The 22,534-nt window shown below is 72.9% G+C and carries 24 protein-coding genes; 14 read left to right on the plus strand and 10 right to left on the minus strand.

The features are described 5' to 3' along the window. Positions 1 to 94: 94 nt before the first annotated feature. The gene (locus DC008_RS06500; RefSeq protein ID WP_108706112.1) at positions 95 to 1,039 is read right to left on the minus strand and encodes a hypothetical protein; all 945 of its coding nucleotides are present in this window, start codon (positions 1,037 to 1,039) and stop codon (positions 95 to 97) included. A gap of 308 nt (positions 1,040 to 1,347) precedes the next feature. Between DC008_RS06500 and DC008_RS06505 the strand changes: the two genes are divergently transcribed. From DC008_RS06505 to DC008_RS06520, 4 genes are all read left to right on the plus strand, one after another. After that, positions 1,348 to 2,253: a DMT family transporter gene (locus DC008_RS06505; RefSeq protein WP_108706113.1), complete on the plus strand. Its 906-nt coding sequence runs from the start codon at positions 1,348 to 1,350 to the stop codon at positions 2,251 to 2,253. Between the two features lie 81 nt (positions 2,254 to 2,334). Next, on the plus strand, positions 2,335 to 2,850 hold the full coding sequence (locus tag DC008_RS06510) for an NUDIX hydrolase (protein WP_108706114.1): 516 nt from the start codon (positions 2,335 to 2,337) through the stop codon (positions 2,848 to 2,850). 66 nt (positions 2,851 to 2,916) lie between these two features. After that, positions 2,917 to 3,309 (plus strand): YidH family protein, encoded by a 393-nt coding sequence (locus tag DC008_RS06515; RefSeq protein WP_108710586.1) that lies wholly within the window; start codon positions 2,917 to 2,919, stop codon positions 3,307 to 3,309. Further along, positions 3,306 to 3,635, plus strand: a complete 330-nt coding sequence (locus DC008_RS06520) for a DUF202 domain-containing protein (RefSeq protein ID WP_108706115.1) — start codon at positions 3,306 to 3,308, stop codon at positions 3,633 to 3,635. The genes DC008_RS06515 and DC008_RS06520 overlap by 4 nt, the downstream gene beginning before the upstream one ends. 105 nt (positions 3,636 to 3,740) lie before the next feature. On the opposite strand, the gene DC008_RS06525 is transcribed toward DC008_RS06520, so the two are convergent. Next, positions 3,741 to 4,715, minus strand: coding sequence for an NADP-dependent oxidoreductase (locus DC008_RS06525; protein ID WP_108706116.1), 975 nt, complete (start codon positions 4,713 to 4,715; stop codon positions 3,741 to 3,743). A gap of 113 nt (positions 4,716 to 4,828) precedes the next feature. Between DC008_RS06525 and DC008_RS06530 the strand changes: the two genes are divergently transcribed. The 3 genes from DC008_RS06530 (at position 4,829) to DC008_RS06540 (ending at position 7,560) form a co-directional block, all read left to right on the plus strand. Next, entirely contained in the window at positions 4,829 to 5,128 is a 300-nt protein-coding gene (locus DC008_RS06530) for a hypothetical protein (RefSeq protein WP_108706117.1), read from the plus strand. A 169-nt stretch (positions 5,129 to 5,297) separates the two neighbouring features. Continuing rightward, positions 5,298 to 6,341 carry a phosphotransferase family protein gene (locus DC008_RS06535; RefSeq protein WP_055622832.1) on the plus strand — a complete coding sequence of 348 codons (1,044 nt, stop codon included), beginning with the start codon at positions 5,298 to 5,300 and terminating at the stop codon, positions 6,339 to 6,341. Between the two features lie 4 nt (positions 6,342 to 6,345). Continuing rightward, positions 6,346 to 7,560 (plus strand): acyl-CoA dehydrogenase family protein, encoded by a 1,215-nt coding sequence (locus DC008_RS06540; RefSeq protein WP_108706118.1) that lies wholly within the window; start codon positions 6,346 to 6,348, stop codon positions 7,558 to 7,560. Between the two features lie 54 nt (positions 7,561 to 7,614). Here DC008_RS06540 and DC008_RS06545 read toward each other — a convergent pair whose 3' ends face one another. The 3 genes from DC008_RS06545 to DC008_RS06555 are packed head-to-tail and all read right to left on the minus strand — an operon-like array spanning position 7,615 to position 10,683. Then, the gene (locus DC008_RS06545; RefSeq protein ID WP_055622830.1) at positions 7,615 to 8,208 is read right to left on the minus strand and encodes a TetR/AcrR family transcriptional regulator; all 594 of its coding nucleotides are present in this window, start codon (positions 8,206 to 8,208) and stop codon (positions 7,615 to 7,617) included. Positions 8,209 to 8,248: 40 nt separating this feature from the next. After that, a complete protein-coding gene (locus tag DC008_RS06550; protein WP_108706119.1) occupies positions 8,249 to 9,913 on the minus strand; it encodes a class I adenylate-forming enzyme family protein in 1,665 nt (554 codons plus the stop codon). Continuing rightward, on the minus strand, positions 9,910 to 10,683 hold the full coding sequence (locus DC008_RS06555; RefSeq protein ID WP_108706120.1) for an SDR family oxidoreductase: 774 nt from the start codon (positions 10,681 to 10,683) through the stop codon (positions 9,910 to 9,912). The genes DC008_RS06550 and DC008_RS06555 overlap by 4 nt, the downstream gene beginning before the upstream one ends. 136 nt (positions 10,684 to 10,819) lie before the next feature. Here DC008_RS06555 and DC008_RS06560 point away from each other — a divergent pair, with 136 nt between their 5' ends. Continuing rightward, positions 10,820 to 12,058: an exo-beta-N-acetylmuramidase NamZ family protein gene (locus tag DC008_RS06560; protein WP_108706121.1), complete on the plus strand. Its 1,239-nt coding sequence runs from the start codon at positions 10,820 to 10,822 to the stop codon at positions 12,056 to 12,058. 47 nt (positions 12,059 to 12,105) lie between these two features. On the opposite strand, the gene DC008_RS06565 is transcribed toward DC008_RS06560, so the two are convergent. Beyond that, entirely contained in the window at positions 12,106 to 14,904 is a 2,799-nt protein-coding gene (locus tag DC008_RS06565; protein WP_108706122.1) for a penicillin acylase family protein, read from the minus strand. A gap of 233 nt (positions 14,905 to 15,137) precedes the next feature. On the opposite strand from DC008_RS06565, the gene DC008_RS06575 reads away from it, so the two are divergent. Beyond that, the gene (locus DC008_RS06575; RefSeq protein ID WP_108706124.1) at positions 15,138 to 15,743 is read left to right on the plus strand and encodes a hypothetical protein; all 606 of its coding nucleotides are present in this window, start codon (positions 15,138 to 15,140) and stop codon (positions 15,741 to 15,743) included. Positions 15,744 to 15,897: 154 nt separating this feature from the next. Then, positions 15,898 to 16,623, plus strand: a complete 726-nt coding sequence (locus DC008_RS06580; protein WP_108706125.1) for a 3-keto-5-aminohexanoate cleavage protein — start codon at positions 15,898 to 15,900, stop codon at positions 16,621 to 16,623. 16 nt (positions 16,624 to 16,639) lie between these two features. On the opposite strand, the gene soxR is transcribed toward DC008_RS06580, so the two are convergent. Further along, positions 16,640 to 17,131, minus strand: coding sequence for a redox-sensitive transcriptional activator SoxR (gene soxR / locus DC008_RS06585; RefSeq protein WP_108706126.1), 492 nt, complete (start codon positions 17,129 to 17,131; stop codon positions 16,640 to 16,642). A gap of 121 nt (positions 17,132 to 17,252) precedes the next feature. Here soxR and DC008_RS06590 point away from each other — a divergent pair, with 121 nt between their 5' ends. Further along, the gene (locus tag DC008_RS06590) at positions 17,253 to 17,714 is read left to right on the plus strand and encodes a MaoC family dehydratase (protein ID WP_108706127.1); all 462 of its coding nucleotides are present in this window, start codon (positions 17,253 to 17,255) and stop codon (positions 17,712 to 17,714) included. A 10-nt stretch (positions 17,715 to 17,724) separates the two neighbouring features. Here DC008_RS06590 and DC008_RS06595 read toward each other — a convergent pair whose 3' ends face one another. The 3 genes from DC008_RS06595 to DC008_RS06605 form a co-directional block, all read right to left on the minus strand. Beyond that, complete coding sequence (locus DC008_RS06595) at positions 17,725 to 18,351, minus strand: TetR/AcrR family transcriptional regulator (RefSeq protein WP_108706128.1); 627 nt, start codon at positions 18,349 to 18,351, stop codon at positions 17,725 to 17,727. An 86-nt stretch (positions 18,352 to 18,437) separates the two neighbouring features. After that, positions 18,438 to 18,686, minus strand: coding sequence for a YiaA/YiaB family inner membrane protein (locus DC008_RS06600; protein ID WP_055622820.1), 249 nt, complete (start codon positions 18,684 to 18,686; stop codon positions 18,438 to 18,440). Positions 18,687 to 18,811: 125 nt separating this feature from the next. Further along, positions 18,812 to 19,963 carry an acyl-CoA dehydrogenase family protein gene (locus DC008_RS06605; RefSeq protein ID WP_108706129.1) on the minus strand — a complete coding sequence of 384 codons (1,152 nt, stop codon included), beginning with the start codon at positions 19,961 to 19,963 and terminating at the stop codon, positions 18,812 to 18,814. 66 nt (positions 19,964 to 20,029) lie between these two features. On the opposite strand from DC008_RS06605, the gene DC008_RS06610 reads away from it, so the two are divergent. The 3 genes from DC008_RS06610 to DC008_RS06620 all read left to right on the plus strand — a co-directional run bounded on the left by DC008_RS06610 (position 20,030) and on the right by DC008_RS06620 (position 22,521). After that, complete coding sequence (locus DC008_RS06610; RefSeq protein ID WP_108706130.1) at positions 20,030 to 20,671, plus strand: TetR/AcrR family transcriptional regulator; 642 nt, start codon at positions 20,030 to 20,032, stop codon at positions 20,669 to 20,671. Between the two features lie 53 nt (positions 20,672 to 20,724). Continuing rightward, positions 20,725 to 21,435, plus strand: a complete 711-nt coding sequence (locus DC008_RS06615; protein WP_108706131.1) for an ArsR/SmtB family transcription factor — start codon at positions 20,725 to 20,727, stop codon at positions 21,433 to 21,435. Positions 21,436 to 21,570: 135 nt separating this feature from the next. After that, a complete protein-coding gene (locus DC008_RS06620) occupies positions 21,571 to 22,521 on the plus strand; it encodes a DMT family transporter (RefSeq protein WP_108706132.1) in 951 nt (316 codons plus the stop codon). The last annotated feature ends 13 nt before the right edge of the window (positions 22,522 to 22,534 follow it).

The following is a 22,534-nucleotide window of genomic DNA, read 5'->3' on the forward strand; positions in this document are numbered from 1 at the left end:
CGTCCTTCGTCGGGTCGGGTGGCGCTCGGGGGTCGGTGGCACTACGGATCGGGAGTGGCACTACGGAAGGGTGGGTCCTGGTGATCCGCCGCCCTCACGCCGTGCCGAGCGCGGTGTCGCGGGCGGCGCGGAAGGCGGAGTAGGGGTCGCGGTCGGGGTACGACCACGGTGAGGGGGTGGCGTGGTCGCCGATGCGGTGGAACAGCGCGGCGGCCTCTGCGCCCCGGCCCTCGCAGACCTTGGCGTGGGCGAGGAAGTTCAGGTCGATCAGCCGGCGGGGGTGGCCCTCCTGCTCCCACTCCAGCCACCAGTCGAAGGCGGAGCGCATCACCTGCCGGGCCCGGCGGCCGGTCCAGTGCCCGGAGGCGGCCGCGTCCCGGGGTTCGTGGCCCGTCGCCGCCAGGACCCGGAAGCGCTCGGTGTGGGCGACGACCGGCAGGACGGCGAGCGGGGAGTCGGCCGGGGCCTGCTGCGCGGCGTCGAGGGCGAAGTCGTACACCGCGTGCAGGGGGCCGTCCGCGGTCCGCTGCTCGGCGAGCCGGGCGACCACCAGATGGTGGGCGTGGTGGTGGTCGGCGTACCGGGCGCGGATCTCGGCGAAGCAGTGCCACATCTCCTGCTCGGTGCCGAGAGCGCTCTCGAGCATGAGCAGGCCCAGCCAGGGGGTGGGGTCGGCGGGCAGGCGCGCGGCGGCGGTGCGGCAGGCCTCACGGGCGCGGGGCGGCTTCTCCTTGCCGCGCAGCGCGAGCCGCACCTGGGCGTGGGCGAGCAGGACGGCCGCGTCGCCGGAGTCGGGCTCGGCGAGCAGCCAGTCACGGGTCCATGCGGCGCAGTAGGGCTCGGCGGCGAGGACGGTCACACGGTGTCCTCTGCGGTCCCAGTCGTCGCCCGTCCGGGCGAGCAGGAAGCGGACCGTCTGCCAGCGCCCCTGGGAGAGGGCGGTGCGGGCGGCGGCGAGCTCGGCGTCGTCCAGTGCCGCGTCGAAGGTGTGGCCGGAGCGCTTGCGGCCGCGGCCGAGGGGAGGTGGGGGTGGGGACACCGGTCTGGGTCCTGGGAGCGCGTCGTGGGCTGTCATCGGGTGGTCACGCACAGCAAACCCTCCGCCAAGGGTCCTCGTCAAGAGCCATCGGCGCGTTACGCGCGTCAACTTGCGTGATCCGTGGGGTAGTTGTTACTGAAGGGGTGTCCGGATTGGCATGATTTGATGGGAGTGTGTGGCGTAGGTCATGGCGGCGGGGTACCCGATCCCTCACACTTGCAGGACGCGCATGCCGGGAATGAGGTCGCTACAGTCGGCCTCTACGCACCCCGTCCCCCTCCCCCGGCAGGATGATCGAGGTACGCAGCGTGTCGCTCCAGATCCTCATACTCGCCATCGCCGCCGCGTCCTGTCTGGGCTTCGGCTTCGTGCTCCAGCAGAACGTCGCCCAGCGGGCGCCGCTCAACGACTATCTCTCCCCCCGGCTGCTGCTCGACCTGATGAAGGTCCCGCGCTGGCTCGGCGGCATCGGTCTGATGGTGGTCGGCATGGCGCTCGGCGCGGCGGCGCTGGGCCAGGGCGAGGTCTCCCTCGTGGAACCGCTGCTCGCCACGAACCTCCTCTTCGCGCTCATGCTCTCCCGCCGTCAGACCAAGCAGCCCCTGGGCCGCCAGGGCTGGGCGGGCCTCGCGCTGCTCGCCGGCGGTGTGACGGCGTTCATCGTGGCCGGCCGGCCCCATGGCGGCTCGGCGAGCGGCGACTCGTTCCGGCAGTGGCTGATCATCGGCGTCATGGTCGGGGCGGCCCTGCTGCTGACGGGGTACGCGAAACGCTCCCGGCTCAACGCCGGCCCCGCCCTGCTCGCCACGGCCGCGGGGCTTCTCTACGGCGTCCAGGACGCCCTGACCCGGATGACCGGGGAGCGGTTCGCGGACGGCGGCCTCTCCGCGGTGCTGACCAGCTGGCAGCCGTACGCCATCGTCGCGCTCGGCCTGACCGGTCTCGTGCTCGTCCAGAGCGCCTTCGAAACGGCGTCGCTGCGCATGTCCCTGCCCGCGCTGACCGCGGCCCAGCCGCTGGCGGGCATCCTGTGCGGGGTGGGCTTCCTCGGCGACCGGCTGCGCACCGACGCGGGCGCGCTGGCGTGGGAGTCGGCGGGCCTCGCGGGCATCGTCGTCGGCATCATCCTGCTCGGCACACACCAGGCCATGCCGTGCGGCGCGCCGCAGCGGACCAAGCGCGCGGCGGCCGTGGTCCCGGCTCCGCTGAGCTGACCCGCCGCACCCCTCGGGGGCCCTCGTGCTTGCTCGGGGGCCCTTCTGCCACCCCGGGGGCCCTCCTGCTTGGATGGGCCCATGAGCGCTGCTGACGAGATCCTCGACATCGTCGACGAGCGGGACCGGGTCGTCGGGCGGGCCCCGCGCGGTGAGGCGTACGCCCGGGGGCTGCGCCACCGCTGCGTCTTCATCGAGGCCCGGGACGCCGAAGGCCGGCTCTTCGTGCACCGGCGCACCCCCACCAAGCTGGTCTTCCCCTCGCACTACGACATGTTCGTCGGCGGCGTGGTCGGCGCGGGCGAGTCGTACGACGACGCGGCGCTGCGCGAGGCCGAGGAGGAACTCGGCGTGAGCGGCCTGCCCCGCCCCGCCTTCCTGTTCAAGTTCCTCTACGACGACGGCGCCGGGCAGACCTGGTGGTCGGCGGTGTACGAGGTGCGCTGCACGCTGCCGGTGGAGCCCCAGGTCGAGGAGGTCGCCTGGCACGGCTTCCTGACCGGCGAGGAACTGGAGCGGCGGCTTCCGGAGTGGCCGTGGGTGCCGGACGGCCTGGCGGCGTACGAGCGGCTGCGGGCGCACCGGGCGGCCGGCTGACCGGCGGCCGGCCCGCGGGCGGAACCGGTCGCGCCGGTGGACCGGCGCCCGGTTAGGGTCGTGCGTGTGATCGAACTCGTGCGCAACGTCCGGCTGTGGTTCGCGCCGGAGCGGATCCGGCAGGAGGGCGGTACGCCCGACTACCGGTTCTCGCTGGCGAACGAGCGCACCTTCCTCGCCTGGCTGCGGACCGCGCTGGCGCTGGTCGGCGGCGGTTTCGCGGTGGACCAGTTCCTGCCCGACCTGCGCTGGGGATGGCGGGTCGGACTCGCGCTCGCGCTGCTGGCCGCCGGGGTGCTGTGCGCGCTGCGCGCGGTCAACCACTGGGTGCGCTGCGAGCGGGCGATGCGCCGGGGCGAGGACCTTCCGGTGTCCCGGTTCCCGGCGCTGCTCGCGGTCGTGGTCGCGCTGGTGGCCGTGGCGATGGTGTTCGTGGTGCTCGTCGGGTGGGAGACGTGAGCGGCGGGCCGGCGGCCGGGCCCGTACGGGACCCGGGGCTCCAGCCCGAGCGGACGCGGCTGGCGTGGCGGCGTACGACGCTGGCGGCCACGGTGGCCGCCGTGCTCGCCGCGAAGAGCGCGCTGCGGGGCGGGGTCTCGGTGAGCGGGGCGGTCGGCGGTGCCCTGTGCTGTGTCCTGTGGCTGGGGTTCCTGGCGCTCGCCCACCACCGGATCCGGCTGCTGGCCGCGTTCTCCGAGCCCCGGGGCCTGGCCCCGCTCCACGCGACGGCCACGGTTCTGGTCACGGTGGCGCTGGCGGTGTGCGGGGCGGGACTGCTGCTGTGAGAGGCCGTCGGCGGCTCGGGACGGCTTGGACGGCTGACCGCGCTCGCGGGTGCCGCTGCGCCCACCCGTGCCGCACCGGCGGCACGACTGCCCGCGACTACGTCCTCAGTGCTCGTGCTCCCAGAGGCCCGGTGGGGTCGGGTCCTCCGATTCCCAGTCCACGGTGACGACGATCTTGCCGCGGACGCCGCCCTCCTGGCTCAGACGGTGCGCCTCGGCCGCCTCCTCCATCGGGAGGGAGCGTGCGACATGCACCGTGATCACGCCCTGTTCGGCCAGTTCGGAGAGCCGGAGCAGGTCGTCGGGGTCGGGGCGGGTGAAGTGGTAGCGGCCGCCGTAGTCGACGACATCGGGGTCGGCGATGGACACCAGGCGTCCCTCGGGGGCCAGCAGGTTGGCCGAGACCTTCAGGGCGTCGCCGCCGACCGTGTCGAACACGGCGGTCACCCCTTCCGGCGCGAGCCCCCGGACCCGCTCGGCCAGCCCGTCCCCGTACGCGACAGGCTCGCCGCCGAGTCCGCGTACGAAGTCGTGGTTGCCGGGGCTCGCGGTGCCGATCACCCGGGCGCCCGCGTGCCGGGCGAGCTGGACGGCGAGGGAGCCGACACCGCCGGCCGCCGCGTGCACGAGAATGGTCTCGTCCCGTCTGACCTGGAGGGTCTTCGTGAGCACCTGGTAGGCGGTGAGGCCCGCGAGCGGCAGGCCGGCCGCCTCCTCCCAGGTGAGGTTGCGGGGCTTGCGCGCGAGGGTGCGCACGGGCGCGGCGACGTACTCGGCGAAGGTGCCGTGCGCGAGGACGTCCTGGCGGACGTAGCCGATGACCTCGTCGCCGACGAGGAACTCGGTGACGGCGAGTCCGGGCTGGACGACGACCCCGCAGACGTCCCAGCCCGGCACCACCGGGAAGACGGGCTCGATCAGCTGGTCCAGATGACCCTCGCGGCACTTCCGGTCGACCGGGTTGACCGCCGCCGCCCGCACCTTGACCAGCACGGAGTCCGGGCCGACCCGAGGGTCGTCGACCTCCCCGTATACGAGCACATCGGGCCCGCCGTAGCGTGAGTAGCTGATGCCCTTCATGGGTCCGACACTCCGGGGCCACAGGTCGCCGCGCAAGCGGAATGCCTTGATATGCGCCGTTCGCGTGGCAGCCTGGGCGCCGTCGGATCCCGCACCTCCCGAAGGTGAGCACCATGACCACCCAGCACGTCGCACACTCCGCCGCCCATCCGCACACCCACGGTCCCGGCTGCGGGCACACCCCGGTGCCGCACGGCGACCACACCGACTACGCGCACGACGGGCATCTGCACCGCGAGCACGCGGGCCACTGGGACGAGTGCGTCAGCGAGGAGCACGTCCCGCACGGCGAGCACCCCCACCGGCACGGCGAGGGCTGCGGGCACGAGAGCGTCCTGCACGGCGATCACGTCGACTATCTGCACGACGGGCACCGGCACGCGGCGCACGAGGGCCACTGGGACGACCACTGAGCCCACCGGCGCACGACCGGCCCCACAGACCCCCGCGGCTCCCCGGCGCTCCGCCCGGGGAGCCGCCGTCGTGACGTGGGACCGATCACGTTGGGGCACTCCTCTGGACGGCATACCGACTGGTCGGCATCATAAGTCGGGTCACGTTCACCCGTCCCGAGGAGCACCGATGAGCCCCGACCATCCGCCCGGACTCGATCTCGACCGGCTGCGCGGCCTGCTCGAGCGCGAGCTGCCCGGTCTGGCGCAGGGTCCGCTGACCGGCCGGCTGATCGAGGGCGGACGGTCCAACCTCACCTACACCGTCTCGGACGGCACCTCCCGCTGGGTCGTACGCCGCCCGCCGCTGGGCCACGTCCTCGCCACCGCGCACGACATGAAGCGCGAGCACCGCGTGATCAGCGCGCTGCACCCGACCAGTGTGCCGGTTCCGCGCCCGCTGCTGCTGTGCGAGGACGAGGAGGTGCTCGGGGCGCCGTTCTACATGATGGAGTTCGTCGAGGGCACCCCGTACCGCACGGCCGGCCAGCTGGCCCCGCTCGGCCCGGAGCGCACCCGGGGCGCGGTGCTGTCGCTGGTGGACACCCTCGTCGGGCTGCACGCGGTGGACCCCGCCTCGGTGGGCCTGGAGGACTTCGGCCGCCCCGAGGGCTTCCTGGACCGGCAGCTGCGCCGCTGGGGCAAGCAGCTGGACGCCTCCCGCAACCGCGACCTGGCCGGCATCGACGAGCTGCACGCGACGCTGGGCCGCCGTCTGCCGGACTCCCCCGCCGCGACCGTGATCCACGGCGACTACCGCCTGGACAACGTGCTGATCGGCACCGACGACCGGATCAAGGCCATCCTCGACTGGGAGATGTCCACCCTCGGCGACCCGCTGACCGACCTGGGCCTGCTGGTGATGTACGGCATGCCGCTCGGGATGCCCGACTCCCCGGTCTCCACGACCGCCGAGGCCCCCGGCCACCCCTCGCCCCGCGAGCTGATCGAGCGGTACGCCGAGCGGTCGGGCCGCGACGTCTCGGCGGTGTCCTGGTACACGGCGTTCGCCTGGTTCAAGCTCGCCGTGATCCTCGAGGGCATCCACTACCGCTACACCCTGGGCCAGACGGTCGGCCGCGGCTTCGACCGCATCGGCGACCTGGTCCCCGTCTTCATCCAGCACGGTCTGACCACGCTCCGCGACGGCATCGACGGCATCCAGGAAGGCTGAGGACATGGACTTCGCGTTCGACGCGCGCACCGAGGAACTCCGCGCGAAACTGTTGGCCTTCATGGACGAGCACGTCTACCCGGCCGAGGCGGTGGCCGAGGAGCAGCGCGCCCTGCTGGCCTCGCCGTGGGACACCCCGGCCGTGGTGGAGGAGCTGAAGGCCGAGGCCCGCCGGCAGGGCCTGTGGAACCTCTTCCTGCCGGACACCGAGTACGGCGCCGGTCTCACCAACCTCCAGTACGCGCCGCTCGCCGAGATCACCGGCCGCTCCCCGCATCTGGCCCCGACGGCGACGAACTGCGCGGCGCCGGACACCGGGAACATGGAGGTGCTGGCTCAGTTCGGCGACGAGCGGCAGAAGAAGCAGTGGCTGGAGCCGCTGCTCGCGGGCGAGATCCGCTCGGCGTTCGCGATGACCGAGCCGGAGGTGGCGTCCTCCGACGCCACCAACATCACCACCCGGATCGAGCGGGACGGCGACGAGTACGTCATCACCGGCCGCAAGTGGTACATCTCCGGCGCGATGAACCCCGACTGCGCGATCTTCATCGTGATGGGCAAGACGGACCCGGACGGCGCGGACATCCGCCGTCAGCAGTCCATGGTCCTGGTGCCCCGGGACACCCCGGGCGTGACCGTGCGGCGCGCGATGCGGGTCTTCGGCTACGAGGACCACTCGCACGGCGGCCACGCCGAGGTGGTCTTCGACCAGGCGCGCGTGCCCGTGGCCAACCTGGTCGGCGAGGAGGGCGGCGGCTTCGCCATCGCCCAGGCCCGGCTCGGCCCCGGCCGCATCCACCACTGCATGCGGCTGATCGGCATGGCCGAGCGGGCGATCGAGCTGATGTGCCGGCGGGCGGCGTCCCGTACGGCGTTCGGCAAGGCGCTCGCCCAGCAGGGTGTGGTGCAGAACTGGATCGCGGACGCCCGGGTGACCGTCGAGCAGCTGCGGCTGCTGGTGCTGAAGACGGCCTGGCTGATGGACACCGTCGGCAACCGGGGCGCCCACACCGAGATCCAGGCCATCAAGATCGCCACTCCGCGCGCGGTCGTCGACATCATCGACCGGGCGATCCAGCTGTACGGCGCGGGCGGCGTCAGCCAGGACTTCCCGCTCGCGGAGCTGTACGCCTCGGCGCGGACGCTGATGATCGCCGACGGGCCGGACGAGGTGCACCAGCGGTCGCTGGCCCGGCGGGAGCTGAAGAAGTACCTGTAGCGGCACGCGTGCGGGGCCCCGGTGGAAGTCCACCGGGGCCCCGCACGGGCGTGTTCAGGGGCGCAGGGCGCGCAGCAGCAGGTCGGCGAGGTGGTCGGCGACCTCCTGCGGGCTGAGCGGGCCGTCGGGCCGGTACCACGTGGACAGGTGGTGGACCGAGCCGAAGTGGTAGTCGACCACGAGGTCGGCCGGGGTCGCCGTGGAGAAGACGCCGGTGCGCTGGCCCTCCTCGATGAGCGCACGGAAGCGTTCGTGGTAGCGCCGGCGCTCGGCGCGCACCAGTTTGTTCTTCTCGGGGCTCAGATGGTGCATCGAGCGGAAGAAGATCGAGGCGTCGTCGAGGTTCTCGATCGTCGTCACGACCACGTCCGCGGCGGCGCCCCGCAGCCGCTTCTCCACGGGCTCGTCGGCGTCCGCGAAGGCATCCAGGCGCTCCTGCTGGACGCGCAGCACCCGGGCGTACACCTCGTGCAGGAGGTCGTCCTTGGAGCCGAAGTAGTGGTAGAGCGCCCCCTTGGTGACGCCGGCCGCCTCCACGATCTCCTGCACCGAGGTGCGGTCGTAGCCCTGCTCCGCGAAGAGCCGGGTGGCGGCGGCGAGCAGCCGCTGCGGGACGGGCGTGCCGTCACCGTCCGTCGTCCTGGCCACTGTGCCGCCACCTGCCTTCCGAGAAGTGCGCCTGCTGTGTCTATCCGTCGTTGCTTCGGGAACGCAGTTCCCGACGGAGGATCTTCCCACTCGCCGTCTTGGGCAAGTCGGGCAGGATCTCCACCTGCCGCGGATATTTGTAGGCGGCCAGTCTCTCCCTGCAGTGGGCGACGAGTTCACCGGGGTCGGTCCCGGCACCCGGACGGAGGCTGATGTACGCCTTGACGGTCTCGCCGCGGTAGCCGTCGGGCACGCCGACGACGGCCGCCTCCCGGACGTCGGGATGGGCGTGCAGGACGTCCTCGACCTCGCGGGGCCACACCTTGAAGCCGGACGCGTTGATCATGTCCTTCTTGCGGTCGACGACGTACAGCCAGCCGTCGGCGTCCATGAAGCCGATGTCTCCGGTGCGCAGTTCGCCGTCCGGGAAGGTCTCGGCGGTGGCGTCGGGCCGACGCCAGTAGCCGGGGATCACCTGCGGTCCGCGGACGACGATCTCGCCCTGCTCGCCGAAGGGCACCTCGTCGCCCCGGTCGTCGATTATCCGTACGACCGTGTCGGGGCCCGGCAGGCCCACGGCGAGGGTCCCGGAGGCGGGGTCGACGGGGGCTTCGAGGCCGGGCGGCACGGAGGCGCAGGGGGCGGTGCACTCGGTGAGGCCGTAGCCGTTGCGGATGTACGGCCCGAGGGCGTCCCGGAACCGCTCGACCAGGGCCGGCGGGAGCGGGGCGCCGCCGGAGGAGATCATGCGGAACGAGGCGAAGTGCTCACGGGTGACGGCCGGGTGGGCGGCGAGCGCCATGAAGGCCGTCGAGGGGCCGACGGTGTAGTGCGGCCGGTGCTCGGCGAAGGCGTCGAGGACGACGCCCGCCTCGAAGCGGTACGCGAGCACCAGGGTGCCCCCGCTGACCAGGCAGGCGCCGAACTGGCAGACCATGCCGGTGATGTGGAACAGCGGGGCGAGCGCGAAGTAGACGGGCGGGTCGGGCAGTTCGAGGCCCGTCCGCTGCCGCTCGGCGTTGTGGAGGATGTTGCGGTGGGTGTTGGTGGCGCCCTTCGGGGTGCCGCTGGTGCCCGAGGTGTAGCTGATCAGTGCGGTCCCGGACGGCTCCGGGGCGCGGCCCTCGGGGGCGGGGTGCCCGGCGCGGGCGACAGCGGTGAGGTCGTCGGTGTCCGCGGGGGCCGGGAGCCGGTCGAGGCCGCTCACCCGGGGGTCGTCGCGGGTCTGGAGGTCGGCCTCGCAGGCGCTGAGCACGATCTTCACCGGGGAGTCGGCGGCCGTCGTGCGCAGATACGTCTCCCAGGCGCGGCGGGAGCAGACGAGGGCGGCCACCTCGCCGTCCCGCAGGACGTGCCCGACCTCGGCCGACTTGTACATCGGGTTGACGGGGACGACGATGGCGCCGGCCTTCCAGGCGCCGAGTGCGGCGAGCACGAAGTGCGGGGAGTTCTGCAGCTGGACGGCGACCCGGTCGCCGGGCTCCAGGCCGCGGGCGGCGAGGTGCCCGGCGACGGAGTCGCTGAGCTCGTCGACCTCGCGGTACGTCAGGCGCCCGTCGAAGTAGGCGAGGCAGACCCGGTCGGGGGTCTCGGCGGCGACCCGGCGCAGGGCGTGCACCAGGGAGTCGTCCGGTGCGACGGGGGCGCGCTGGGCCTCGGTGAGCAGGGCCAGCCAGGGCTTGGCGGCGTAACGGGAGGCGGTCACCGGGTCTCCTCCCAGCGCTGCTGGAGGTGGTTCATCCCGGCCAGCCAGCGGTCGGGGGCGGCGGCCCGCGTCTCGTAGTACCCGGCGACCTCGGGGTGCGGGAGGATCAGGAAGCGGTCCTCCTCCATGCCCTTGAACAGGGCGTCCGCCACGTCCTCGGGGGCGATGGCGGTGGGCTTCAGCACCAGGTCGCCGGCGCTGCCGGTGGCGTCCAGCATGTCGGTGCGCACGCCCTGCGGGCAGATGGCGTGGACCTTGATCCCGCGGTGCCGGTACGTCAGCGCCAGGTATTCGGCGAAGGCGAGGGCGCCGTGCTTGGTGACGGCGTAGGGAGCGGCGCCGATCATGGTGAGCAGCCCGGCGGCCGACACGGTGGAGACGAAACGGCCGTTGCCGCGCTCCAGCCAGTCGGGCAGCAGGGCCTGGGCGGCCCGCACCTGGGCCATGACGTTGACGTCCCAGGACGTCGCCCACGCCCGCTCGTCGAGCGGTGCGCCGGGGTCGTCCCCGGCGAAGGCGACGCCCGCGTTGGCGCACCAGACGTCGATCGTGCCGCCGAGCGCGTCACGGGCCTCGGCGACGATCGCCGAGGCGTCGCCGGGGACGGCGAGGCCGCCGATCTCCCCCGCGACCGCCCGCGCCTTCACGGCGTCCAGGTCGTTGACGGCGACCCGGGCCCCGGCGGCCGCGAACCGCCGGGCCAGCGCGGCGCCGATGCCCCCTCCGGCCCCGGTGACGACGACTGCGGCGTCCTGCACGGCTTGCACCATCGGTCTCCTTCGACTGCGGCTCCTGGCGGAGTCAGACTAACCGGTCGGTATGTTCGAGGGAAGGGCTGTGAAAGGGCTTGCGCCACCCGGCTCCGGCACCTTCCCTGCGCTCCGCACGGGCAATACGGTGCACCCCATGCGCCTCTCCAGACGAGCTCTTCTCGCAGCGACCACGGCGGCGACAGCGGCCTCCGTCTCCTCCCCGGCCTCGGCGGCACCGCGCGCCACGCGGCTGCGCACCGGTTTCGAACGGCTCGCGGCGGACGGCTACGCGCTCCTCGACGGCCAGAAGGTCGGGATCGTCACCAACCCCACCGGCGTGACCCGGGACGTCCGCCACATCGTGGACGTCATGCACGACGACGACCGGGTGGACCTGACGGCCGTCTTCGGCCCCGAGCACGGCTTCCGCGGCACCGCGCAGGCGGGCGGCTCGGAGGGCCGCTACGACGACCCGGCCACCGGCCTGCCGGTCTACGACACCTACCTCAAGAGCGGCCGGCCGCTGGCCGACATCTTCACGGCGTCCGGCGTCGACACGATCGTCTTCGACATCCAGGACGCCGGCGCCCGCTTCTACACCTACATCTGGACCCTGTACGACTGCATGGAGGCGGCCCGGCTCGCCGGGAAGCGCTTCGTCGTGCTGGACCGGCCCAACCCGGTGACCGGCCGGGCGGCCCTGGGGCCCGTCCTGCACAAGGAGTTCGCCACCTTCGTCGGGCGGCAGCCCATCGCGCAGGCGCACGGCATGACGGTCGCCGAGCTGGCGCTGCTGTTCAACGGGGAGTTCCTGACCGACCCCGTCCCCCTGGAGACCGTGCGGATGACGGGCTGGAAGCGCTCGGACTTCTACGACGCCTCGGGGCTGCCCTGGGTGCCGCCGAGCCCCAACATGCCCACCCCGGACACCGCGCTCGTGTACGCCGGTACCTGTCTGTTCGAGGGCACCAACCTGTCGGAGGGACGCGGCACGACCCGCCCGTTCGAACTGCTCGGCGCGGAGGGCGTCGACCGGCGCTGGGCGGCGGCCGTCAACGAACTCGAGCTGCCCGGCGTGCGGTTCAGGGAGGCGTACTTCGCGCCGACGTTCTCCAAGTTCCAGGGGAAGACCATCGGCGGGGTGCAGCTCCATGTGCACGACCGGGCCGCGTTCGACCCGGTGCGCACGGGCATCGCGCTGCTGGTGACGGCGAAGCGGACCTGGAGCGGCTTCGCCTGGCGGGCGGACAACTGGATCGACAAGCTCACCGGGTCGACCCAGGTGCGCACGATGATCGACGCGGGCGCGGACACCGACGAGGTGGTGGCGGGCTGGCAGCACGAGCTGGCGGCGTTCCGCCGGGTCCGCAGGGAGTATCTGCTGTACCGGTGAGGCTTACCGGCGCGGGGGTATCGGCCCCCGCGCCGGTCCCCGGCGGGTCACCGGTGCGAGGTGAACTCCACGACCTGCTGGTAGGTCGGCCGGTTCTGCCAGCTGATCTTCCCGTGCTTGATGCCGCCCAGGGTGCGCTGCACGATCGCGTCGGCGCACCACTGGTCGCCCGCCGCGCACTGCTCGTCGCCCGGGTAGACCTGGGCCGCCGTCCGGCCCGCCGCCTCCTTCAGGGTGCCGATCAGCAGGTCCCGGCAGGCGCCGAGGCTGCCGTCGCCGCAGTACACGCGGTCGAGCGGGCCCCGCACCGGCTCACCCAGCACCGCCCGGATGTCCTTGTCGACATAGCTCCACCAGCCGTACTGGAAGGAGCTGCCGGCGTGCGACCCGGTGGGGCCGTGCCCGGCGGACGGGGCCTCGTCGACGGGCAGGTTGCGCTGCATCGCCGTGTAGAGGGCGCTGCCGAGCCCGGGTTCGAACTGGGCCTTCACCAGCCGCGGCCACCATGCGTCCAGGATGCGGATCGCGTCGGCGTCGGCGTACTTCTTCGAGCCGGCCGAGGTCTCGGTGCGCCGGGCGCCCGCGCCGACCCACGCCTGGAGTCTGGTCACCGCCGCGGCGGCCGTCGGGTCGGTCACCGGTGAGCTGGTGACGACCCGCAGCAGACCGGGCAGGACGTCCTCGGCGCGCAGGTCCGCGAGACCCGCGTCGGCCATCGCCTTCACCAGCGCGGCCCGGGTCACGCCGCCCCGGTCGACCAGGGCGCGCACCCGGCCGTCCAGCAGATCGCCCCGGTGGACGGAGCCGTCGCCCCAGGGCGCGGTGCTGTAGTCGGCGGCCTGCTTGTTGTTCCAGGAGATGTAGTAGTCCTGGTCGACGGAGTTGGGGTGCTCGGACGGCGGGGTGTACCGCGCGGTGTTCCCGGCCGGATCCCAGCCCTGCCACTCGTGCGCCGGGCGCGCCCAGACCGGGAAGTCCGGGTCGACGCCGGCCGCCCGGACCGGGTTGTCACCGCTGTTGTGGTAGGCGGTGTGCGCGGAGTCGGCGTAGAACCAGTTGAAGGTGAAGTTGATGTGCTGGGTGGCCCGCTGGAAGTCCGCCGGGCCCTTCACATAGTCGGGGTCGTTCAGCATCTGGAAGCCGATGATCGAGTCGACCTCGTGCAGATACGACGAGCGCAGGCTGGTGTAGGCGACCTTCTTGCCGCCGACGGTCGCGCGGTGCGTCACCGGGCCGTACTTGGTCCGCCACACCCGCATCGTGTACGAGCCCGCGGCGGTGCCGTCGGCGGTCGTCGGCTTCCAGGCGTTCTTCTGCTCGACCTTGTCCATGGCCGTGCAGGTGCCGCGGTACAGGTAGTGGTGGTCGTCCTGGCAGAGCTCGACGGCGTAGGTGTCGATGATGTCCTGTCCCGAGGTCGTGGCGCTCCACGCGTAGTCCTGGCCGCGCCCCAGCTCGACGTACATGCTCAGGCCCGCGAAGGAGGCGCCGCGCGCGCTGATGCCGGGCCCCTGGATCTCCTGGAGGAGCAGCAGCTGGGGCGCGAAGTACCCGGTCTGCGGCCCGAACACGGCGATCGGATGGCCGCTCGCGGTGTGCTCGCCGCTGACGACGAGCGCGTTGGACATACCCCGCCGGGCCGAGCCGAGGGCGGTGGCGGCGGCCGTCGTGGAGGCACCGCCCGCGGCGGCGCCGGCCGCGCTGCCCGTCCGGTCGTACACCAGTTGCTCCTCGGTCACCGAGCCGGCGTCGGGGAGGGCCGTGCCCTGCGGGTCGGCGGGCTTCGTGGCGTACGGGAAGCTCTTGCCGTGGACGGTGACGGCAGCCTCGGGGTCGTTGCGCTGCCGGAACGACTCCCACAGCCGGGTGCCCTCGACGACGCCGTACTTCTCCTGCGCGGCGAGCAGGGTGAGCGCGTTGTCGACCTCGCCGCCGCCCCCGGAGCCGAAGAGGGCGCCGATGACGGAGGCGAGCGCGACCAGGTCCGTCAGCTTGAAGTGCTCGATGGTGCCGGCGTTGGTGATCGAGTCCTTGTGGCCGGTCAGGACGTACTCGCCGGGGAAGTAGCGGCCGCTGTCGGAGGCGTCGATATAGCTGTTGACGCCGTCGAGGTAGGCGGTGGCGTCGGCGAGGGCCTGCCGGCCGCGCTCGCCGCCCTTGGCGACGGCGCTGTCGATCTGCGCCCGCAGCTCCGCCTCGGTGTAGGGCGCGCTGCGCCAGAACTGCTGCTCCAGGCCCTGGTTGGAGGGGGCGCCGCCCGCGAAGGACGTCAACTGGCCGCGTCCGACGTGCCGGAAGACGTCCATCAGCCACAGCCGGTCCTGGGCGGCCGCGTAGCCGGCACCGAACTCCGTGCCGTAGCGGGTCGTCCCCGTGATGTGCGGCACACCCGTCTTCTTGTCCCGCACGATCGTCACGTCGTCGCGCCCGGCGGGCTTCACGGTGGAGGCGACCTGGTCGGCGGGGACGCCGAAGGAGGCGTCGTTGAAGAAGGAGCTGATCGTCGCGTCGGTGAGGCCTGTGTGGCCCTTCGCCAGGGCGGCATAGGGCCCGAGCTGGTCGGACGCGTGCTCGGGCAGGGTGCCGAACGCCTGGTTGAGCAGGATCTGGGCCAGGGTCGCGTTGCCGTTCTGGCCCGGCGGCAGGATGTCGGAACACCGGCTTCCGCAGTGGTCGGTCACGGCGGCCGGCTCGGCCGCGGCGGCCTCGGACAGGGTCACCGCCGGGGAAAGAGGCGACAAAAGTCCGGCAATCAACGTGCATACGGATGCGGCCTTCAGGAACCCGGGGAATACGCGGGGAGTTCTCAGAGCGGCTGGGGCGTTGCGTGGGGTACGCCGTGGCATGGCAGCTCCTACCGACGAGGGTGGGCCGGGACGTTACCGGCGGTATCCCCGGGATTGAAGATGAACATGCGTCAGGTATCCGGGTCGCCAGGACTCGTAGGGGAGGTCGTCGGACATCGGATGGAGCCGAATCGCTTGTCGATACGTCTATTCGTCAACGCCGCGCGGGAAGGAGGCGCGGTGTCGCCGAAGTGACCGAAGTACAGGTGCAGGTGTGACGGAGGTGCAGGGCGATGGCAGGTTTCCGGAGTCTGGCGAGACAGGTGCGCGATCCGCGGTGCGACCTGGCACTGCGGCGTTATTCACTGCGCAAGTGCCTGGAGCGGTTCGCTCCGTACGGGCACAGGGCGACCTGGGACCACTTGTGCTCCCGGGCGGGATTCGGTCCGGAGGACCGCTCTCCTGAGCCGGCGCGGCTCGTGGCCGCGTTGGAGGAGTTGGAGGAGGCGCGTTCGGTCTGGCTGGCCTACGAGGTCGCGTTCGCCGAGCGCCGCAAGAAGGAGAAGCACGACGGACTGCGCAGGCCGGGCAGTGTGGACGACTGGCACCGGCTGACCTGGGGCGGGTTCGGCGTCGCCTGGTGCGACGACCCCCGGGTGCATCCGCGGGAGCCACTGGCCGACGTGCTGCGCAAGCTGATCTCCGCGCTGGAGCGCGAACCGGGCTCGCACTGCCCGGTGTGCGACGGGGACCGGCTCGTCTGGAAGTACGACCTGGCCCATGAACCGTCGTCGGGCCCGGTCTGCACGGACTGCGGCATCGTGGTGCCGCGCCCGGTGCTCACACCGGAAGCGCTGGCGACGGCGCGCCGCGGACGGCGACTGCTCGTGTCCGCGTAGGGGGGAAGCCCCGCGGGGGGCCTCGGCACGTCCGAGGTCCTCGACAGGTCGGGGTTCTCAGCACGTCGGGGGTGCGCCGGGGATGCCGCACCCCCTCCTTCGGGACGCGTGACCGCGTCCTCGCATTGTCGGTGCCGCCTGGCACCATCGGGTCATGGTCCAGGTCTGTCTGAACGGTTCCCGGGGAGCGGGCGACGGTACGGCCGTGCCGCTCACGCCGTCGGCCGTCCCGGAGGCGGCCCCCGCCGCGGTCGCCGCCGGGGCCACGGACGTGCACGTCCACCCCAAGTCCCCCTGCGGCCGGGACAGTCTGTCGCCGGGAGTGCTCACGCCCATGCTCACCGCGCTGTGGGAGCGGGTGCGGGTGCCGGTCGGGGTGACGACCGGCGCCTGGGCGGAACCGGACCCGGCGGCGCGGGTGGCGCGCGTCCGCGCCTGGACGGTCCTGCCCGACCACGCCTCGGTCAACTGGCACGAGCCGGGCGCCGAGGAGGTGGCCGCCGCGCTGCTGGAGCGGGGCGTGGGCGTGGAGGCGGGCATCTGGTCCGGCACGGACGGCGCGGCGCGGTTCGGCGCCTCCCCGCTCGGGCCACGTGTGCTGCGCGTACTGGCGGAGGTGACCGACCCCGACCCGGACAACGCGGTGACGACGGCCCGGTCACTCCTCGCGGAGCTGGGACCGGCCCATGGCCGCCCGGTGCTGCTGCACGGGGAGGACGGGTGGGCGTGGCCGGTGCTGCGGCTGGCGGGACGGCTGGGGCTGGCGACCCGTATCGGGCTGGAGGACACACTGGTCCTGCCGGACGGTGAACGGGCGTGCTCCAACGCCGCCTTGGTGACGGAGGCCCTGAGGCTGCTCGCGAACGCCCGTACGTCTTGAGCGCAGTGACGTGCGGTCAGGAGCGCCCGGCGTCCTGCCGCCGTCCGTTCCCCCGCTGCTCGGCCAGCAGGCGCGAGCCCGTCAGCCGTTCACCGGTGATGTCGTCCGGGTTGGACAGGACACAGCCGTCCAGGGAGAGGCAACCGCAGCCGATGCAGTCGGTGAGATGGTCGCGCAGCCGGTTGAGCCGGCTGATGCGTTCGTCCAGCTCGGAGCGCCACGCCTCGGACAGCCGCGCCCAGTCCTCGCGGGTGGGCGTGCGTTCCTCGGGGAGTTCGGCGAGCGCCTCGCGGATCGTCGCCAGCGGGATGCCGACGCGCTGCGCGGCGCGGACGAAGGCGACCCGGCGCAGGGTGTCACGGGTGTAGCGGCGCTGGTTCCCGGAGGTGCGGCGGCTGGTGATCAGGCCCTTGGACTCGTAGAAGTGCAGGGCGGACACCGCGGCGCCACTGCGGGCGGACAGCTGGCCGACCGTGAGTTCATGGATCTTCTCGGGAATCTGGGGCACGCCCCCCAACCTACCCACCCGTGTCACTCCCCCGGTCCGTTGACAGGCACCCGGCGGCCGACCATGCTAAGCAGTTGCTTAGAGTTGCCCTTCCGAGACATGTGACGCGAGAGGCCTGGACATGGCAGAGCCGAGGATCTTCACCGGCGCCGACGACCTGAAGGCGGCGGTGGGCGAGCAGCTGGGGTACACCGACTGGCTGGAGGTCGACCAGAAGCGGATCGACACGTTCGCGGAGGCCACCGGCGACCACCAGTGGATTCATGTCGACCCGGAGAGGGCCGCCTCCGGCCCGTTCGGGACGACCATCGCCCACGGCTACCTCACGCTGTCGCTGCTGCCGCTGTTCGGCCCCCAGCTGATCGCGGTCGAGGGCGTGAAGATGGGCGTCAACTACGGCACCAACAAGGTGCGTTTCCCCGCCCCGGTGCCCGTCGGCTCGCGGCTGCGCGCCACCGCCGCCATCACCGACGTCACGGATGTGCCGGGCGGTGTGCAGGTCAGCGTCGCCTTCACCGTGGAGCGCGAGGGCGGGGACAAGCCCGTCTGCGTGGCCGAGTCCGTCTCCCGGTACTACCTGTAGACAGCCGGGGCTACTTCGACGCCCCGACCATCCGCAGCACGAGGTCGGCGTAGAGCGCGCCGACCTCGTCCGGCGTCCAGGGGCCGGACACGTTGAACCAGCGGGCCACGTCGATGCAGAGGGACAGCACGGCGAGGGTGGTGCCCTTGACGTCCAGGACGTCGAAGTCGCCGGCCGCCACACCCTCCTCGATGATCCCGCGCACCTCGGCGTCGCACCGGCGGCGCAGGGCGAGGATCTCGGCGCGGGCGTCGGGGCCGAGCGAGTCGAGTTCGTACTGCACGACCCGGGCGGTGGTGCGCCCGCCGGCGTGCCAGCGGACGAAGGAGCCCACCGCGTCGGCGAGCCGCTCGGCCGGGGTGCCCTCCCGCCGGGCCGCCGTGCGCAGGATGTCCAGCGCCTTCTCGTGGCCGATGCGGCTGATCCGGTGGAGGAGCTCCTCCTTGGTCTTGTAGTGGATGTAGAGCGCGGCCGGGCTCATGCCCGCGCGGCCCGCGATGTCCCGGGTCGTCGTGGCGTGGTAGCCGCGCTCGGCGAAGGCCTCCACGGCGGCGATCAGCAGCCGCCGGGCCGCGTCGGGCGTGACCTCACCCCACGCCGACGTCTCGCCGCCGGCCGTGTCCTCCGCCGTACTCATCGCTCACTCGCCCCTCTCGCTGACAGAGGCTCCACCATACCGCCCCAGGTGAGCGGGCGCTTAGCGCGCGGTGGCCGACGTTCCGCTCAGTGCTTGGGGAAGGGCGGGTAGGCGGGCGGCGCGGTGGCGTCCTGCCGGTCGCGGATCACCTTGGCGAGGGTGAACGCGGACGTGACCAGGTACAGGACGGCGATCGCCAGGAAGGCGCGCACCCAGGCGTCGGCGTTCAGTTTGAAGATGCCGATCGCGGTCGCGGCCATGGCGACGGCGAAGGAGGCGACGGCCTGCCCGTAGAAGGCCGCGGTGTTCTGGGACTTGCCCGATGCGTCACTCATGGGCCCATGCTCGGGCCGCCGCGGCCGGTCCGGTATCCGTCGGGGTACTCAGCCCGTACTCAGAACGGTTCAGCCGGTGCGCAGAACCGTTCACCCGGTGCGCAGAACGCCTCAGCCGGTGGTGCTCAGAACGCGGAGACCCCCGTGAGCGCCCGCCCGATGACCAGCTTCTGGATCTGGCTGGTGCCCTCGTAGAGGGTCATCACGCGGGCGTCGCGCAGCAGCTTGCCCACCGGATACTCGTCGATGTAGCCGTAGCCGCCGTAGACCTGCAGGGCGTTGTTGGCGGCCCGCACGGCGGCCTCGGAGGCGAACAGCTTGGCCTTGGAGGACTCCACGGCGAACGGCAGCCCCCGGTCGATCAGATCGGCGACCCGCCAGGTCAGCAGCCGGGCCGCGTCCACGTCGACGGCGATGTCGCTGATCAGCTCCTGGACCAGCTGGTGCCCGGCGATGGGCTTGCCGAACTGCTCGCGCTCCCCGGCGTAGCGCACGGCGGCGTCCAGCGCGGCCTGGGCGATACCCACACAGCCCGCGGCGACCGACATCCGGCCCTTGGCCAGCGCCGACATGGCGACGGAGAAACCCTTGCCCTCCTCGCCCAGCAGGGCGGACGCGGGCACGCGGACCCCGTCGAGGACCAGTTCGGCGGTGGCCTGGCCGCGCAGACCGAGCTTGCCGTGGACCGTGCGGCGGGTCAGGCCGGGCGTGTCCGTGGGCACCAGGAACGCGGAGACGCCCTTGTGGCCGGGGGCGTCGGTGGAGCGGGCGAAGAGCAGCACGACGTCGGCCCAGGTGCCGTTGGTGATGAACATCTTGGAGCCGGAGATCACATAGTCGTCGCCGTCGCGTACGGCCCGGGTGGCGAGGCTGCCCGCGTCGGAGCCGGTGCCCGGCTCGGTGAGGCCGAAGCAGCCGACGAGGTCGCCCCCGGTGAGCCCGGGCAGCCAGCGCCGCTTCTGCTCCTCGCTCCCCCAGGCCGCGATCGTCTTGGCGACCAGGCCCAGCGAGACCGACACGATGCCGCGCACCGAGGAGTCGCCCCGGCCCAGCTCCTCGGTGACCAGGCAGTACGCGAGATGGTCGCCGCCGGAGCCGCCGTACTCCTCGTCGATCGTCAGGCCCAGGAAGCCGACCTCGCCGAGCTTCTTGACGATCGAGCGGTCCACTTCCTCCGCGCGGTCCCACGCGACGGCGTTCGGCGCGATCTCGCGGTCCACGAAGTCCCGGGCGAGCCGGCGGACGGCGGACTGCTCCTCGCTGAGCTCCAGGTTCATGCGGCGGACACCTCACCGTTAAACTAACGCTGCTAGTTTCTGTCGGGCAGCCCTACTATGTGCGCCATGGCCCGACCGCGCAAGCCCCTCCTCAGCTACGACCGGATCGTCGCGACGGCCCGCGAACTCGTGGACACGGAGGGCCTGGCCGCCCTCTCCACCCGCCGGCTCGCCGCCGAACTGGGCGTCAGCGGCCCGTCTCTCTACAACCACTTCCGCACCAAGGACGAGATCCTGGAGGCGGTCGCCGACTCGGTGAGCGCCCAGGTCGATCTGTCGATGTTCGAGGACGGCCGGGACTGGCGGACGGCGCTGCACGACTGGGCGGTCTCCTACCGGGCGGCCCTGCGCGACCACCCGAACATCGTCCCGGTACTGGCCCGGGGCCCCGGCCGCCGCCCGGCCGCACTGCGGCTCGCCGACGCGGTCTACGGCGCCATGGTCGAGGCGGGCTGGCCGGCCTCGCAGGCCACCTCCATCGGCGCGCTGATGCGGTACTTCATCATGGGCTCGGCGCTCGGCTCCTTCGCCGGTGGCTTCGTGGACGACGCCGCCGCGTACGACCCCGCCGACTACCCCCACCTCGGCCAGGCCCACCTTCTCGCCGACCAGCAGGAGAAAGTCGACGAGCGGGCGTTCGAGACGGGCCTCGCCGCCCTGCTCGACGGGCTGGCCCAGCAGTACACGCGCCTGACCGGCGAGAGCTGAGGCGAGGCACTCTTCGGCGCCGGCCGAAGCGTCCGTGCCCCATCCTGGGACCTATGGCCTCCAGAGAACCCCAGGCACCGCCCCTCGCCCGGCTCGCGGCGCTCATCGCCGACGAGACCCGGGCGGCCTGTCTGCTGGCGCTGCTCGACGGGCGGGCCTGGACCGCCGGTGAGCTGGCCCGGCACGCCGGGGTCGCCCCGTCGACCCTGAGCGAGCACCTGGGCAAGCTCGTCGCGGGCGGGCTGCTCACCGAGGAGCGGCAGGGACGGCACCGGTACGTACGGCTGGCCGACGCGCGGACGGCCCAGCTGGTGGAGGACCTGGTGGCACAGGTGAGCCCGGGAGCGCGGCCGGCGCCCCGGACGCTGCGGGAGGCCGGCGCCGGTTCGGCGATGGCGCGTGCCCGCACCTGCTACGACCATCTCGCCGGGCGGCTCGGCATCGCGCTCACCGACGCGCTGACCTCGCGCGGGCTGCTGCGCCAGGACACCGGGTTCGCCCTGACCGACGCGGGCGTCGGCTGGTTCGCCGCCGCCGGCATCCCGCTGGAGCGGACCGGGCGCCGGCCGCTGGCCCGCGCCTGCCTCGACTGGACCGAACGCCGGCCGCATCTCGCCGGGGTCGCGGGCGCCGCCCTGTGCCGGCACGCGCTGGACGCCGGGTGGTGCGTACGGATCGGCTCGGAGCGGGCCGTGAAGGTGACCGCCGCGGGGGCACGGGCCTTCCAGGACCTGCTCGGCGTCGAGGCGGGCGCCCTGCGCTGAAGCCGGTGCCTGAAGGCCGCGCCTGAGGCCCGTGCTTGAAGGCCGCCGTCCTCAAGGCCGGTGACCGAAAACCACTTTCGCCGGGCCCCGTTCCCGGTCCACGATCCACACCCACCCCGTCCCGACACTCGGAGCATGATGACCTCCTCCCCCGCCTCCCCGTCCCGCCGCGCCGGGCTGCTCGCCGCGGGCGCCGCCACCGTCACCGTCGTGCTGTGGGCCTCGGCGTTCGTGTCGATCCGCCGCGCGGGCGAGGAGTACTCGCCGGGCGCGCTGGCGCTCGGACGGCTGCTCGTCGGCGCGGCGGTGCTGGGCGCCCTGTGTCTCGTCCGGCGCGAGGGACCGCCGCCGCGGGCCGCCTGGCCCGGTGTCGCGATATCGGGCCTGCTCTGGTTCGGCCTCTACAGCGTGGTGCTGAACTGGGGCGAGCAGGAGGTGGACGCGGGCACCGCGGCCCTCGTGGTCAACGTGGGGCCCCTCCTCATCGCCCTGCTGGGCGCCCGGCTGCTCGGCGACCCGATGCCGCCGCGGCTGCTCGCCGGGATGGCGGTCTCCTTCGCCGGCGCGGTGACCGTGGGCGTGTCGATGTCGGGCGGGGGCGGTTCCTCGGTGCTGGGCGTCGGCCTGTGCCTGCTGGCCGCCGTCGGCTACGCGGGCGGGGTCGTCGCGCAGAAGCCGGCCCTGGGCCACGCGAGCGCGCTCCAGGTGACGACGTACGGCTGTCTGGTCGGGGCCGTACTGTGTCTGCCGTTCGCCGGGCAGCTGGTCACGGACGTGGGGCGCGCCTCGCTGCCGGCCACGCTGCACATGGTGTACCTGGGCGTGTTCTCGCTCGCGCTGGCCTTCACCACCTGGGCGTACGCGCTGGCCCGGACGACCGCCAGCCGGATGGGGGCGACGACATACGCGGTGCCCGCGCTGGTGGTGCTGATGTCGTGGCTGGTGCTGGACGAGGTGCCGGGGCTGTTCACGCTGGCGGGCGGGGCGCTGTGCCTGGCCGGGGTCGCCGTGTCGCGGTCGGGCGCGCGGTCCGCCCGGGTCGTGGCGAAGGGGCCGCGCACCGGGCGGACCCACGAGTCGCTGTGACCGGGGCCTGACC

Origin of the sequence: Streptomyces nigra (assembly GCF_003074055.1) — a bacterium.
Taxonomy (GTDB): Bacteria; Actinomycetota; Actinomycetes; order Streptomycetales; family Streptomycetaceae; genus Streptomyces; species Streptomyces nigra.

Coding starts and splice junctions, on each gene's coding strand:
- DC008_RS06510 (WP_108706114.1), top strand. CDS start 2,335: ATGAGCGCTGCTGACGAGATCCTCGACATCGTCGACGAGCGGGACCGG.
- DC008_RS06605 (WP_108706129.1), bottom strand. CDS start 19,963: ATGAACCTGGAGCTCAGCGAGGAGCAGTCCGCCGTCCGCCGGCTCGCC.
- DC008_RS06575 (WP_108706124.1), top strand. CDS start 15,138: ATGGCAGGTTTCCGGAGTCTGGCGAGACAGGTGCGCGATCCGCGGTGC.
- DC008_RS06540 (WP_108706118.1), top strand. CDS start 6,346: ATGGACTTCGCGTTCGACGCGCGCACCGAGGAACTCCGCGCGAAACTG.
- DC008_RS06600 (WP_055622820.1), bottom strand. CDS start 18,686: ATGAGTGACGCATCGGGCAAGTCCCAGAACACCGCGGCCTTCTACGGG.
- DC008_RS06610 (WP_108706130.1), top strand. CDS start 20,030: ATGGCCCGACCGCGCAAGCCCCTCCTCAGCTACGACCGGATCGTCGCG.
- DC008_RS06555 (WP_108706120.1), bottom strand. CDS start 10,683: ATGGTGCAAGCCGTGCAGGACGCCGCAGTCGTCGTCACCGGGGCCGGA.
- DC008_RS06525 (WP_108706116.1), bottom strand. CDS start 4,715: ATGAAGGGCATCAGCTACTCACGCTACGGCGGGCCCGATGTGCTCGTA.
- DC008_RS06560 (WP_108706121.1), top strand. CDS start 10,820: ATGCGCCTCTCCAGACGAGCTCTTCTCGCAGCGACCACGGCGGCGACA.
- DC008_RS06535 (WP_055622832.1), top strand. CDS start 5,298: ATGAGCCCCGACCATCCGCCCGGACTCGATCTCGACCGGCTGCGCGGC.
- DC008_RS06620 (WP_108706132.1), top strand. CDS start 21,571: ATGATGACCTCCTCCCCCGCCTCCCCGTCCCGCCGCGCCGGGCTGCTC.
- DC008_RS06615 (WP_108706131.1), top strand. CDS start 20,725: ATGGCCTCCAGAGAACCCCAGGCACCGCCCCTCGCCCGGCTCGCGGCG.
- DC008_RS06580 (WP_108706125.1), top strand. CDS start 15,898: ATGGTCCAGGTCTGTCTGAACGGTTCCCGGGGAGCGGGCGACGGTACG.
- DC008_RS06595 (WP_108706128.1), bottom strand. CDS start 18,351: ATGAGTACGGCGGAGGACACGGCCGGCGGCGAGACGTCGGCGTGGGGT.
- DC008_RS06530 (WP_108706117.1), top strand. CDS start 4,829: ATGACCACCCAGCACGTCGCACACTCCGCCGCCCATCCGCACACCCAC.
- DC008_RS06565 (WP_108706122.1), bottom strand. CDS start 14,904: ATGCCACGGCGTACCCCACGCAACGCCCCAGCCGCTCTGAGAACTCCC.
- DC008_RS06590 (WP_108706127.1), top strand. CDS start 17,253: ATGGCAGAGCCGAGGATCTTCACCGGCGCCGACGACCTGAAGGCGGCG.